The organism is Lysinibacillus sp. FSL H8-0500 (genome assembly GCF_038051955.1).
Taxonomy (GTDB): Bacteria; Bacillota; Bacilli; order Bacillales_A; family Planococcaceae; genus Lysinibacillus; species Lysinibacillus macroides.
On the sequence record NZ_CP150292.1, the window covers coordinates 4309795 to 4323299 of the forward strand.

The following is a 13505-nucleotide window of genomic DNA, read 5'->3' on the forward strand; positions in this document are numbered from 1 at the left end:
CGTCCTAACGCAGCCATTTTTCCGCTCGTATTATTGTACCCTCTCCCATAACAGAATGAATTTCCAAGCTATCCATCAATCGTTTAACGCCTGGTACACCAGCGCCTAAACCACCAGAAGTAGAGTAGCCCTCTTCCATCACCTTCCGAATATCTTGAATTCCAGGTCCTTGATCAATAGCAGTTACTACTATTTTCTTTTCAGTTTCTGTGTCCACTCTTTCAATTTCAATCCTGCCTATATTTGCATATAAATAGATATTTCGGGCTAATTCACTAATTGCTGTGGTAATGCGAGCTTGATCAACAGTGCCAAATCCAAGTGCTTTTGCTTCATTACGCCCCAGTTGCCTTGCTGCAACAATATCCCACTCAGTAATAATTTCAACCGAAGACTTACTTGCCACTGCTGTCCCTCCAATTCCTTAAGGCGTTACACCCTTACACTTTCATTTGAGTTGTTTAACGTCAAATAGTAGCTATTTCTATGTAAAATTTTACATACTTCTTAAGAATTTTTTCAAAAATCTATTTTTTTGATAAATCTTGAATCTATCTTAAAGCTTTTTGTACCATTTTTAAATAGCAAATTCAAATTATGGTAAGGAAGTAACTTCAGCCTATAGGACGAAAAAAGCATCGAGATATCGGGTATCTCGATGCTTCTATACATATATGTATATCAAAATTTAACTAAGCCTAAACTAATCATCAACGCGCCATCTACTTTTTCCATCACAGCCTGATCCAACTGTGTAATCCGATCTGTCAATCTTGACTTATCAATTGTTCGCACTTGCTCGAGCAAAATAACCGAATCACGCTCGAAACCATACTTTTCAGCATTAATTTCGACATGTGTCGGTAACTTTGCCTTTTGAATCTGTGCAGTGATAGCTGCGATGATGACAGTCGGGCTAAATCGATTGCCAATATCATTTTGAATAATCAGCACCGGTCTAGTGCCTCCTTGCTCGGAACCTACTACCGGTGATAAATCTGCAAAAAAAACGTCACCACGTTTTACATTCAAAGTGTCATCCCCCGCTAACGAGACGCTCCACCATATGTTGTGCTTCATACTCTACATGCAAGCATTCACTTGCAATGGTTAAGTTAATATGAGACATTTCAACATACCCTTTAATCATAGCTTCCCGTATTTGATTTGGTTGCCCCTGCATTAAACTTTGGCGCGCCAAATTACGCCCAAAAGATCCACCTTCAATTACTTCCTTTGTTTGTAGAAATAGTCTATCTTGAACAGCAATTGTAGCTTCTTTTAATTTCTTTTCATACACAGCAAGCACCTCCAACGGAACCATCCACTTTTCATTACTTCTCATTCTATCATCGAAAGATATTGTTGAAAAGACATGAAATGACAATATATCTGACAATTTAAAGGACAAATTGTAAAGATATGTCGGTTGTCGAAGATATATGCTGCATAATTATTATTTCAATATACTACCAAACGTATATGCACTTGCTTTAAGCAAAGAACAGATTCACCTAAATAGTCATTTGGCTTTTGGCTAAAATATGCTTCTAATTGTTGGAGATCACACGATAAGTGAACATTTTCTGTGAGCATGGCTTCTACTAATTTTCAGCACATACTTTTATAGCTTTATTTTTGCACAAAAAACATCTATTATTCGTAGAAATCATTTTATTTCATATATAATTAGTACATACCTTAAGATTAGCACAATTATTTATTGACTAAATTCAACATTTTTCTTTGGTAGGATTGCTATTCAAATGACGATTTCTCCATAAAGGCTTAAAGGTATATTCTAGGAACTCTTGCTGTAATAATGCATGGTACTTCATAATTAATAGTTTCAAGCTTAGCTGCCCATTCATCAACAGAAACTATCTGTTGCCCTTGTTGACCAATAAGTGTTACCTTCTCACCTATAGCATATGCTTTTGGCAAGGCAACCATACATTGATCCATACAAATTCGTCCCACAATCGGTACTCTTTGTCCATCAATTAATACTTCTTGTCCGCCAAGCTTACGAATAACCCCATCCGCATAGCCAATTGGAATGGTTCCTATCCACATATCAGTTGGCGCAACATATGTAGCTCCATACCCTACACAATCACCTGCTTTTATTTGCTTTACATGGACAAGCTCAGTTTCCAGTGAAAACGCAGGTTGCAACGAAAACGGTGCGATCCTGCCTACATAGGAAGACGGTGCTAATCCATACATGGAGATTCCAAATCTAACAGCATCATATTGTAAATGTGCATCTTTCACTAAAGACGCTGCCGTATTTGAGGCATGAACAAGCCTTGGCTTAGAAGGTATGATAGCTAAGCATCTTTCAAAAAATTGGACTTGTTGCTCAAAATGGACTGTATCTTCCTCATCAGCTGTTGCAAAATGTGTAAACAAGCCATCCAGCTCCACATTATCTATAGACTGTATCGTTTGGTAGATCTCTAATAGCTCTTGCTCAGAGCGTATACCAATTCTATTCATGCCGCTATCCACTTTTATATGCAGACGGATAGGAAGTGCTTCCTTATCTATAAAGGAAGCTGCTTGCTGTACCCACTCACTAGCAAATACTGTTAGAATAATACGTTGCTCAGCCGCATAAGGGGCAAACGAGGCTGGGGATGCGCCTAATAGGAGTATGTCTGGTTCTGTAAAATGTGCTCGGATATGTAAGGCTTCCTCGGGTGTTGCCACTGCAAGTATTGTAGCGCCCGCATCAAGTGCTGCTTGTGCCACGGCTACATCTCCATGTCCATATGCATTTGCCTTTACTACAGCAATAATTTGAACAGTAGGTCGTAAAAACTTCTTTAAATTTTTCACATTTTGTTGGATTGCTTGTAAATCAATTACTGCTTTGGTTGGTCGAAAATGCTGCTGTGTTTTCATTAGAATACCCTCTTTATTTTTAATTAAAACATTATGTATGACATACATATATTTTTGTGCAACTCCAGACACCTTCATTTTAAATGTAAGCACTTAATATTTTCCAAAATATTGTTAATTTATATTATCAATAAGCTACAGCCCTCTTTTTTTAGAAAGCTGTAGCTAGAAAAGTTACTTCATACTACTTATCGTCATAGATGTCGCAACTTCAACCATTTCTTCTCGTGTTAATTTACTTGATGCTACAAAGAATGCAACACCATCTTTCTCCCAGCTAATGGACGTGTCTGTAATAGCACCTATTGTAAAGCCTAAGTCAACTGGATCACCAGATGTTGATACTGGTAACATTGTGCTTTCCTTTGTCACTGGTTGCTGCATCACTGTAAATGACTTCTCCCCATCAAATGTTAAAATAACGCGTTCCATTCCAGCTTCCTGAACGACTTTTTCATTTGATAGTTGTGCCCAATTGACTACAGGATAGTGTGTTTGGAACTCTTCATATTCTACCTCTGCGCCAACTGCCTCTTTATCCTCTTGCTCTTGCTGTCCATCTTTTTCGGTTGGTGTAGCTTGTTCACCTTTTGCATCATCTTTTTCTGTAAATTGTTCAACAGCGTACTCCTTTGCAGCATGTTGCACACCTAACTTAACTTTTTTAAAGGTAATGCGAATTTGCTCTTCCTTCACATCATTCATAATGACAACAGAGGTTGGTAGCAATGTTTTCTTATCTACCTTAATCACTTGATGAGGCATGCTATTTTTATAGCTATTTCTAGTAGCCGCTTCAAATATATATGCTTTTTCTTCCTCTTTCATGACAAGATTTTTATCTTCTGCTAAATCTTCTGCTAAAGCACCAATTAAATAGGCCTGACTGTTTTTCTTTGGCCAATCACTTTGGAATTTATACATTTTATTTAGTGTTGGTGTGACAACAAAAACACCATCTGCATTACGCACAATCATTTGCGAAACATCTTTCCCACTTTCCATTACTTCCACCCGATAAAAATCAGGCTTCGTATGCCATACGGTAACATCATAATTTCTTGGCTCTCCACCAGATTTAATTTCCATCGAGGCATTTAACTCATACCCATTTGTCTCAGCCCATTTATCATTTACTTTCTTTAACACTTTTTCCTGTGAGGCTGCACCACATGCCGACAGAAGTAATATCGTACAAAGTAAGACGAGCCATTTAACTATACGGTTGCCCACGCTTTCACCCTTTCTTCTTTCAAATCCACTACGACAATATATGAACCGTATTTGTCAGTTATGTCATTTGAAGAAAGGGCAATATATTTATATTTACTAAGCAACCTGTTAGACAACTTCAGTATTATGTTAACAAAATTACTTGGGCAGCCGCATATTGCTTGGCGTGGGTAATACTAACAAAGCCAGTGATAGGCTCTCCTTTAAAATATAAAACAGGATTCCCTGCCTCGCCTTTTAGTATTTCCATATCATGAAGCTTACATTGTGCCCCAATGCCAGTGCCCATTGCTTTTGAAAACGCTTCTTTTGCAGCAAATCGCCCTGCTAAAAATTCTATTTTGCGCGTTTCAGAATAACCATCAAATAAAATTTTTTCCCTCTCGCTTAAAATACGATCTTTAAATTTAGCTGTACGTTTCATTGCTTTTGCAATACGGTCTATTTCCACAATATCGAGACCAATTCCTTTAATCATCTGACACCTTCTCCTTTACCTATTTCCAAAAAGGCATGTATAATAATTATAAATTGAGGTGGAGCCATGTTTAGAAGAACAGAAAATTTTAAGCAATACACAACGTATTATCCTGTTGTTTCAATGTTAATCGCAATCAATTTAATTCTTTATGTATTATCTATTGTACCTGGCATAGGGACACTATTATGGAATTATGGCATTCAAGCAAATTTCCTCATTCAAAGTGGTGAGTGGTGGCGTGTATTTTCTGCAATGTTTTTACATGCTGGATTTCTACATGTATTTTTTAATATGTTTTCCTTGTTTCTCTTTGGACCAGAGCTTGAAAAAATCGCAGGCAAGGCACGTTTTATAACAATTTATTTAGTATCAGGTATTGTAGGTAACATGGCAACCTATGTATTCTATGATAGTGGTTATGCGAGCCTTGGCGCAAGTGGGGCTATTTTTGGAATTTTTGGGGCATTTGGGGCATTAGTATATTATACACGTCATACAATGCCAATGCTGCGCAAGCTTATTTTACCCATCATCATCATTAGTCTAATCATGACATTCCTTCAACCAAATGTGAATGTCTACGCACATTTAGGTGGTTTAGTAACAGGATTTATTCTTGGGCTTATTTATTTACATCCAAAAAGAATTTTAAGCTGGCGTAAACAAAAAATGGCAGGTAGGTAAAGTAGACTTTCACAGGTTTAATATGGGATAAAAGAAGCCACCTATTTGATCGATCAATCATATAGGCGGCTTTTTTATCGTTATTATAAAATAACCGTGTCCTCATTGGCTATTTTAATCTTTCTCCAGTCAGCTGCTGTTAAGCCATAGACAACTTGATCGACATAATGATCATGAAGCCATTCTGCATCTCTTACACGTCCTTCTTCATAGAAGCCTAAAACCTTTGGAATAGTACGGCTTCGAATATTACCTACTGCTACACGCACCTCAATACGATTTAATTTTAAATAACTAAAGGCATACTCCATTAATGCTTTCATAGAGTTGGTCACAAGCCCCTTCCCCACAAACTCATTACCTAGCCAATAGCCAATGCTTGTCCATTTATGCTGCCAATTAATTTGATGGTAACCAATCACACCTGCAAGCTTGCCTTCATAATAAATCCCTGCCTGCAGGCCATTATTATCTGCATATTGCTGCATCGCATTTTTGACAAAGCGCTCTGTATCTTTTACTGTTTTGACGTCATCAACAAAAAGCAACCATTCACGTAAAGTCTCTCTTGTACGTTCTGTTAAAGCGAATAATTCTTCCACATCACTTAAATCCAATAGCTTTAAATAGGCATGTTCATGAATATCATATTTAAACAAATTCTCCACCCCTTTTGTTGTATTTATTCTATTATAAACATCATTTTCATTTATTTATAGCTAAAAAAGCTAACCTTTCCATATAATTGAAAGGTTAGCTTTTATAATTTAATGTTCATACCAAGAAAAGATTGTTTCTGCATCTTGTTGCTCTAGGCCTGGCACAGTTCCTGTTGTGCCTGACATACCTGACATAACGGTTGCTTTAATAGACATAACATTTTTTCTTTTTTGAAAATAAGATTGTGTACTTTCGATGGACTGTATTCTTTTTTTCTCCATAATTAATGTAGTACGGCTAAATACGCGGTACTGCATAGCAAGTTGTTTACCATCGATTTGATAGCCTGCTGTTTTATGCTGCCAAACACCAAGTAATATCGTCAGTGGAATTAACAGCAACGACAATAGTCCATATGGGTAGAGGAAATAGCTACATGCACCAATAACAGGAACAAGCCAGATAAAATCAACTCGATAGAAAAATGGCCTTGCTCTTTTTGGTGAGCGAATAAAGGTTGGATGCCAATTCATCTCTGGGAAAAGCTGCTCTAATGTTTGTAGACAAGCCTGCCTCTTAATAAGTGGGAACAAGGTAATTTTTTTATCATTGCCACTCTCCCCATTCCCTCCAGCACTTTCCACAACAACCGTCGCAAAGCCTGTTAATTGACGCAATGGATTTTCAACAATACGAATAGCCTGAATGCGGTTTAACGGCAACGTAATGCGTTTTTTCTCCAAAAGTCCCTTTGTAATAATCAATTTCTCTTCCTCAATGCGAACCGTATAATCATAATAATTAATCAATGTAATCATTACAGAAACAACCCATGCTGCAATTAAAATAAACATCACGGTTAATGCTATTAAAAATACACCGACTTTTACAAAATCCGTAAGCTCATGAAAAACAGTCTCATACGGAATAATATCCGAAAACTGCGATACAACAGCAGCAAGTCCTGATAAGACAACACCTATTCCCCCTGAAGTTGTCGCCAAAACAAGTAAATCCTTTATAGCCATATGATAAATCATTGGTGTGGATACTGCTTCTTCCTTTATCACCTGCGAGGATTCCTGCTCCAGTTTTTGAGGATCTTCGTTTTTAGCACGCTGCATTTCTAATTCAATTGCATCTGCTGCAGCTTTCCGAATAGCGGTAAGTTCTACCTCTGGCTTACCTCCCTTATTCCCTGCCGTTTCTACCTGAACTTTCACTAAACCAAAAATACGATGAAAAATACCTTCATTATAATTCAAGCTTTGAATACGTTCAAATGGAATATAACGCTTCTTTTTTACAAACAAGCCGTATTTAACACGTAATTCACCGTCCTCAAACCAATAAACAAATGTCCGCCACTTAATAATACCTCCTATGAATGCAAGGAGCGCTGCACCTCCCCATACACCAAAAAGAAGTATCGTCTGCCAAAAATGATCGCTACGAAAATTCAATGAAAAATTAAAGCCATTACTTATAATAATAATAGCAATTGGTAATATCATGCTCTTCAATGCTTTAAGGCTTGTAATAATGGCTGACACAGGATGCAAACGATTAATTTCTTTAGACATCATCTTCCGCCACCCTTGCTAACTCAGAGATTCGAGCACGAAGTCTATCTGCCTCGTCCATCACAAGTGCAGGTATTGTATGTACAGTTGCAGCAGTTGATATAGAAATATTACCTAAATCGTATTTTTTTAAGATTGGTCCTTGTGTCGTATCAACATGTTGCACCCGCACCATTGGAATAAGTGTTCGCTTTACCACAAATAATCCATGCTGTACTTCAATCTCATGCTCTCGTACCTCATAACGCCATCGCTCCCATCTTATTTTCGGAAAGATAAGCACCAATAATAGTATCCCCAGCACCACAATTGCAGCAGCTATCCAATAAATAAATGATGGCCATTCAAAATAATAAGTACCGTAGCTAGCTAAACCTGCCACAACTAATAGCGCCAAAGTTTGTATAACACCATATAAACGCCATACCGTTAATCCTTTACGGGAAATTTGATGAATTGGTTGTGCCCTCATTGTCGTTCCTCCTCTTCTCTCTATTAGATATATACGGAATCAGTTACCTTTTTGTTTCACCTATATCCGAAAAAAACCTTACAGCTATTATAACTGTAAGGTTTAAAGCAGAAAGCTACATTTGTTTAAAATTAATCTTCATGACGTCTTGGAGAGCGAGAACGTCCTTGTCCACCCTCACGGCGACCGCCCTCACGACGAGCACCATCGCGACGACTACTATTATTATTACGGCGATCTCCACCACGTGTATTCTCACGGCGGCTACCTCCACCGAAGCTGCTACGATTACCACCACGGCTACGATCATTGCTACGTTTATTTGAACGCTCACGACGCATTGGTAGTGGACGCTCTTCTGTAATCGTTACTGGTGTATCATCTGGCTCTTTCGTTAATGAACGAAGAGCAGCAGCCACAATATCAACCGCTTCGTGATTTTCCAGTAGCTCTGCTGCAAACGGACGATACTCACCTAAGTTATTATTAGCAATAAGTTCTTCAAGTGTTTCTACAGCAAGTCGTTGTTGACCCTCTAATGCTTCATCAGTTGTTGGCGGACGAAGTGGTGTCATACGTTTTTTCGTAGTTTCTTCTACAATACGTAAGTAACTCATTTCACGTGGTGTAACAAATGTTACAGCAAGACCTGATTTACCTGCACGACCTGTACGTCCAATACGGTGAACATAAGATTCAGGATCTTGAGGAATATCAAAGTTATAAACGTGTGTAACACCGGAAATATCAAGTCCACGAGCGGCTACATCCGTCGCCACAAGGATATCGATTTTATTTTCTTTAAATTGACGTAGTACAGAGATACGCTTCGCTTGGCTTAAATCACCATGAATACCTTCAGCTAAGTAACCACGAATGGATAGCGCCTGTGCAAGCTCATCCACACGACGTTTTGTACGGCCAAAGATAATGGCAAGCTCTGGTTGGTGAACGTTTAATAAACGAGATAAAACGTCGAATTTTTCACGTTCAGCAGATTTCACAAAATATTGATCGATATTGTCAACTGTTAATTCTTTTGCTTTAATCTTTACAATTTCTGGATCACGCATAAATGTTTCTGCAATTTTACGGATTGCTGGTGGCATTGTTGCTGAGAACAGTAATGTTTGACGCTCAGAAGGCACATTTTCTAAGATTGCATTAATATCATCGATAAAGCCCATGTTTAACATTTCATCTGCTTCATCTAAGACTAATGTTTGTACCTCTTCTAATTTTAATGTACGACGATTAATATGATCAATAATACGACCTGGCGTACCAACAATGATTTGTGGTCTATTTTTCAGTGCACGAATTTGACGGCCAATTTCTTGACCACCATACACTGATAATAATTTTACACGTTTATCATAGCCGATTTTGTATAGCTCCTCAGAAACTTGAATCGCTAATTCACGCGTTGGCGCAATAACTAATGCTTGAATATTAGGGTTTTTTGGATCGATTTTTTCAATTAGTGGAATCCCGAAAGCGGCAGTTTTACCAGTACCTGTTTGTGCTTGACCTAATACATCACGGCCTTCAATCGCAAAACGAATAGTACCTTCTTGGATTGGTGTTGCTTCTTCAAATCCCATACGCTTTACTGAGCGTAATGTAGATTCGCTAATATTTAATTCTGAAAAATTTGTCAAACTTCTCAATCTCCTTTTTCCTTTTAAGTTGACAAATGGTTACATTTTCAGATGAAGTTGTCGGCAAATTCGAGCCTGTATAGTGGAACGTTTCCGTTACTTAACATTTTTCTCTAATATGATGGTTCATATAGAGCTCTCTTATATGAAAAGGAAAGCCCGGTCTTTACCGAGCGGTTTGATTCTGTCGTAATTATTCACTTTAGAATAAAACCGTTATGTTCAAAAAAAAGTACTCTTCAACCAAATTATGAAGAGTCTTCGCACAAAATGTATCCATTGCTTACACTAGTCTACCACGGCTTTCAACCGTATGCAACGATAACGCATGAGTCGTAATAATCTGACTACTTTATTTCCCTCTTAAAAAGCATAAAGCTTGTGTAAACCATTGAAAACAATCTTTTTCAAAACATATATGATGCTTTCCATTATCAGAAAAATACAAATTTTTATTAGTAGATGCCAATTGATCAAAAAGAAATTGAGCTGTGTGATAAGGAACGATACCGTCTAATTTTCCCTGAACGATATAGACAGGAATTCGGATATGCTGATAATAGGGCTCCACCATTTTAACAAGTTTCATAAACTCAATGGTTGACGCTAAAGGCACATTGTTAAACTTATGCTGATAACGTAAAAACAACTCATTATTTGCTAGATTACGGTGATATGCCTCAGTAGCGAGCATTTTGAAATCCTTCACTAGCTGCTTAGGACTCACATACTTTGCCGCAGCGCTAAGTAAAATAAGCTTTGTTACTCGATAACGCTTTGCTAAATATAATGCGATAATGCCCCCCATTGAAAAACCAACGACCATCACCTCATCTACCTTTTTAGCCAATGCTCGAAAAGCAAGCTCTGCATCCATTAACCAATGTCTCGCGGTAAAGCCGTTCATATGTAATTTTTCTCCATGCCCTGACAATGTGGGCTCTACAATTAACCAATCTGTATGTGTTCGCAAATATGCTGCAAAGGGCTCTACTTCATAAGGCCCACCTGAAAATCCGTGAATGCAAAGGACACCTACTGACAATATAGTCACCCCGTTTCTATAGAAAAGCTTGAAATAAAGATAAATAAATCGGTGAGCTTAGTATCCCACCGATTCATGATTATTTATACTGTAAATGCTAATAAAATCTTTTCTAATTGCATACCACGTGAGCCCTTGAGTAAAACAATAGAGGACTCATTCGCTTGTTTTAGCTTGTCAATAATAGCCGTATAATCATCTTTTACATACAATAAACGTTCTACCTCAAAGCGCTCTTTTAATACTTTATAAAGATATAACATTCGAGGGCCAAACAAGCAGATATAATCAATTTCATGCTCATTTATATGCTCTGCTAACTCTTCATGAAAACTTTGCTCATTTGGTCCAAGCTCTAGCATATCTCCTAACACAAGCCATTTTTTAGGTCGAATTGTTGATGTAGCTATAAATTGAATCGCCGCTTTAACTGAGGTTGGGGCAGCATTATAGGCATCATTGATAAATAGTGCGCCATTCGTGCCTTGTACTTGTTGCATACGCATATCTGTTAATACAACCTGCTCTAAGGATGCACGAATTTGCTCATTATTTAAACCTAGCTGACGCGCAATTAGCATTGCCACTAATGTATTTTTCACTTGATGCTTGCCAAGCACTGAAATAAAGAAATCGCCCTCTATTACACCATGCGCAGTAAAACTACTTCCCTTCGCATTAGCATTAATATTTTCAGCATATAAAGGGTTGCTTGGTTCTAAGCCAAATGCTACTGTGTTGAGCTGCGGTTCTCGTGCTACTAGCTCTTGCAACAACGGCTCATCTCCATCATAGATCAATAGACCCTCTGGCTGCATTCCTTGAATAATTTCAAACTTTGCCTTGGCAATGCCTGCACGTGACCCTAAATCCTGCATATGGGCCTCACCGATATTTGTAATAACCGTCATATGAGGTCGAGCAAGCTTTGTTAAAAATTCAATTTCACCGAATCCACTCATTCCCATTTCAAGCACAGCAATATCTGTATCCTCATCAAGCTGTAAAATGGTAATTGGTAACCCTAGCTGATTATTAAAGTTGCCTATTGTCTTTTGTACTTTAAAAAATGGCGCAAGTGTTCCTGCTAAAATATCCTTTGTAGATGTTTTACCGTTTGAGCCAGTAATCCCAATAAATTTTGCATGATGCTCATGACGGTAAGCTCGTGCCATTTCTTGTAATGCTAATTCAGAATCATCCACAAATAATAACGGGAAGCCTTCTGGTGGATTTGGTTCGTCTTTTTGCCAAAGGGCAGCACCAGCTCCCTTCTCAAATGCCTGAACAACAAAGCGATGTCCATTTGCTTGCTCACCACGAAATGGTACAAACAGGTCTCCCTGTTGAATTGTTCTTGTATCAATGGAAATTCCTGATACCACTGTATCACCAAAAGCTGGCATATCCTCATCGAGCCATGCAGCTAATTGTTTTAATGTTTTTTTCACAATTATCCCACTCAGTCTTTTTTATAGTGAAGCTGTTGTTTTTCTTCATAACGTTCAATGGCTAATGTAATCAAACGATCAATTAATGCTGAATAACTTACATTTGTATGTTGCCATAATAATGGATACATACTAACAGGGGTAAAGCCTGGCATTGTATTCACTTCATTTATATAAATCTGGTGATCATCTGTCACAAAAAAGTCTGCACGCACTAGGCCGCTACCATCAATTGCTTTAAATGCCCGCTTTGCCAATTCCTTCAGCCTTGATACGATTTGCACTGGAAGCTTTGCTGGAATAATCAGGGCTGTAGAACCATCCTTATATTTCGAATCATAATCATAAAACTCTGTTACTGGCTTGATTTCACCTGGTACAGAAATTTCAGGATCATCATTTCCTAAAACCGCCAATTCAATCTCGTGCGCAACAATCCCTTGCTCTATCACAATTTTACGATCATATTGCAAAGCTATTTTTATCGCTTTTACCAGCTCATCTCGATTGGTTGCTTTACTAATCCCAACGCTTGAGCCTAGGTTTGCAGGCTTTACAAACATCGGCCAATCTAAGGCTTCCTCACAGCGCTCAATCACTGCCTGCTGGTCACTCTTCCACTCACTACGAATAAAGTACGTATAGGGCACCTGTGGTAAGCCTGCAATTTCAAATAATTGCTTCATCACCACTTTATCCATACCAGCAGAAGATGCCAAAACCCCATTTCCTACATACGGTAAATTTAATACTTCCAGTAAGCCCTGCACCGTTCCATCCTCACCATTTGTACCATGTAATAATGGGAAAATAACATCAAACTGTATCGCGTTACCCCGTTTATCAATTAAAAAATCAGTAATATTATTTTCTAAAATAGTTGTAGGATCACCAAATTGTAATTCTTCAATTGTGCTGACAGGCTTTATTAAACGCTCTCCACGTCGCCATTCTCCTTCAAGGGTAATGAAAATCGGATATACTTCATACACCTCAAAATTTAAGGCTCCAATAACTGCACGTGCTGTCGATAATGACACCTCATGCTCAGCTGACTTCCCACCATATAATAGACCGATTCTTTTTTTCATGTTTTTGTGCCCTCCACATACTTCTTGAGTATTATTAGTTTATCATGAAACGTCTTGACAAATGACATAAAAATCTCACCGTAATTTTTTTAACGGTGAGATTTTTGTATGTGCTTTACCTTGATTCGACCTCTATAGATGGTGAGATGAATGCACGTTTTCACTCTATTCAGATGGCTACGTATATCAAGATAAAAGCCCTGGCAAATATCACGGATTTTGTCGACAAGCTTT

The 13505-nt window shown here is 38.0% G+C and carries 14 protein-coding genes; 1 reads left to right on the plus strand and 13 read right to left on the minus strand.

Features of this window, described 5'->3' with window-relative positions:
* Positions 1–4 precede the first annotated feature (4 nt).
* From MHB44_RS20715 to acpS, 6 genes are all read right to left on the minus strand, one after another.
* Positions 5–406 carry an anti-sigma regulatory factor gene (locus tag MHB44_RS20715; protein ID WP_341300682.1) on the minus strand — a complete coding sequence of 134 codons (402 nt, stop codon included), beginning with the start codon at positions 404–406 and terminating at the stop codon, positions 5–7.
* A 275-nt stretch (positions 407–681) separates the two neighbouring features.
* The gene (locus MHB44_RS20720; RefSeq protein ID WP_341300683.1) at positions 682–1032 is read right to left on the minus strand and encodes a type II toxin-antitoxin system PemK/MazF family toxin; all 351 of its coding nucleotides are present in this window, start codon (positions 1030–1032) and stop codon (positions 682–684) included.
* A 4-nt stretch (positions 1033–1036) separates the two neighbouring features.
* A complete protein-coding gene (locus MHB44_RS20725) occupies positions 1037–1300 on the minus strand; it encodes a hypothetical protein (protein WP_053996967.1) in 264 nt (87 codons plus the stop codon).
* A 488-nt stretch (positions 1301–1788) separates the two neighbouring features.
* Positions 1789–2910, minus strand: coding sequence for an alanine racemase (gene alr, locus MHB44_RS20730; protein WP_341300684.1), 1122 nt, complete (start codon positions 2908–2910; stop codon positions 1789–1791).
* Positions 2911–3084: 174 nt separating this feature from the next.
* Positions 3085–4143, minus strand: a complete 1059-nt coding sequence (locus tag MHB44_RS20735) for an outer membrane lipoprotein carrier protein LolA (RefSeq protein ID WP_341300685.1) — start codon at positions 4141–4143, stop codon at positions 3085–3087.
* A 124-nt stretch (positions 4144–4267) separates the two neighbouring features.
* Positions 4268–4621: a holo-ACP synthase gene (gene acpS, locus MHB44_RS20740; RefSeq protein ID WP_341300686.1), complete on the minus strand. Its 354-nt coding sequence runs from the start codon at positions 4619–4621 to the stop codon at positions 4268–4270.
* 66 nt (positions 4622–4687) lie between these two features.
* Between acpS and MHB44_RS20745 the strand changes: the two genes are divergently transcribed.
* Complete coding sequence (locus MHB44_RS20745; RefSeq protein ID WP_341300687.1) at positions 4688–5308, plus strand: rhomboid family intramembrane serine protease; 621 nt, start codon at positions 4688–4690, stop codon at positions 5306–5308.
* Positions 5309–5391: 83 nt separating this feature from the next.
* Here MHB44_RS20745 and MHB44_RS20750 read toward each other — a convergent pair whose 3' ends face one another.
* The 7 genes from MHB44_RS20750 to MHB44_RS20780 form a co-directional block, all read right to left on the minus strand.
* Entirely contained in the window at positions 5392–5967 is a 576-nt protein-coding gene (locus tag MHB44_RS20750) for a GNAT family protein (RefSeq protein WP_341300688.1), read from the minus strand.
* 108 nt (positions 5968–6075) lie between these two features.
* Complete coding sequence (locus MHB44_RS20755) at positions 6076–7551, minus strand: PH domain-containing protein (protein WP_341303019.1); 1476 nt, start codon at positions 7549–7551, stop codon at positions 6076–6078.
* Positions 7544–8023 (minus strand): PH domain-containing protein, encoded by a 480-nt coding sequence (locus tag MHB44_RS20760; RefSeq protein ID WP_053996960.1) that lies wholly within the window; start codon positions 8021–8023, stop codon positions 7544–7546. Before MHB44_RS20760 ends, MHB44_RS20755 begins: the two co-directional genes overlap by 8 nt.
* Positions 8024–8154: 131 nt before the next feature.
* On the minus strand, positions 8155–9684 hold the full coding sequence (locus tag MHB44_RS20765; RefSeq protein ID WP_341300689.1) for a DEAD/DEAH box helicase: 1530 nt from the start codon (positions 9682–9684) through the stop codon (positions 8155–8157).
* 352 nt (positions 9685–10036) lie between these two features.
* A complete protein-coding gene (locus MHB44_RS20770) occupies positions 10037–10729 on the minus strand; it encodes an alpha/beta fold hydrolase (RefSeq protein WP_341300690.1) in 693 nt (230 codons plus the stop codon).
* A gap of 83 nt (positions 10730–10812) precedes the next feature.
* Positions 10813–12180, minus strand: a complete 1368-nt coding sequence (gene murF / locus MHB44_RS20775; protein WP_341300691.1) for a UDP-N-acetylmuramoyl-tripeptide--D-alanyl-D-alanine ligase — start codon at positions 12178–12180, stop codon at positions 10813–10815.
* Between the two features lie 11 nt (positions 12181–12191).
* Complete coding sequence (locus MHB44_RS20780) at positions 12192–13271, minus strand: D-alanine--D-alanine ligase (protein WP_341300692.1); 1080 nt, start codon at positions 13269–13271, stop codon at positions 12192–12194.
* Positions 13272–13505: the final 234 nt, after the last annotated feature.

Bases quoted from the DNA above. Each gene is read 5' to 3' on its own strand.
- MHB44_RS20780 (WP_341300692.1), bottom strand. From the start codon at position 13,271: ATGAAAAAAAGAATCGGTCTATTATATGGTGGGAAGTCAGCTGAGCAT.
- acpS (WP_341300686.1), bottom strand. From the start codon at position 4,621: ATGATTAAAGGAATTGGTCTCGATATTGTGGAAATAGACCGTATTGCA.
- MHB44_RS20760 (WP_053996960.1), bottom strand. From the start codon at position 8,023: ATGAGGGCACAACCAATTCATCAAATTTCCCGTAAAGGATTAACGGTA.
- MHB44_RS20755 (WP_341303019.1), bottom strand. From the start codon at position 7,551: ATGTCTAAAGAAATTAATCGTTTGCATCCTGTGTCAGCCATTATTACA.
- MHB44_RS20745 (WP_341300687.1), top strand. From the start codon at position 4,688: ATGTTTAGAAGAACAGAAAATTTTAAGCAATACACAACGTATTATCCT.
- alr (WP_341300684.1), bottom strand. From the start codon at position 2,910: ATGAAAACACAGCAGCATTTTCGACCAACCAAAGCAGTAATTGATTTA.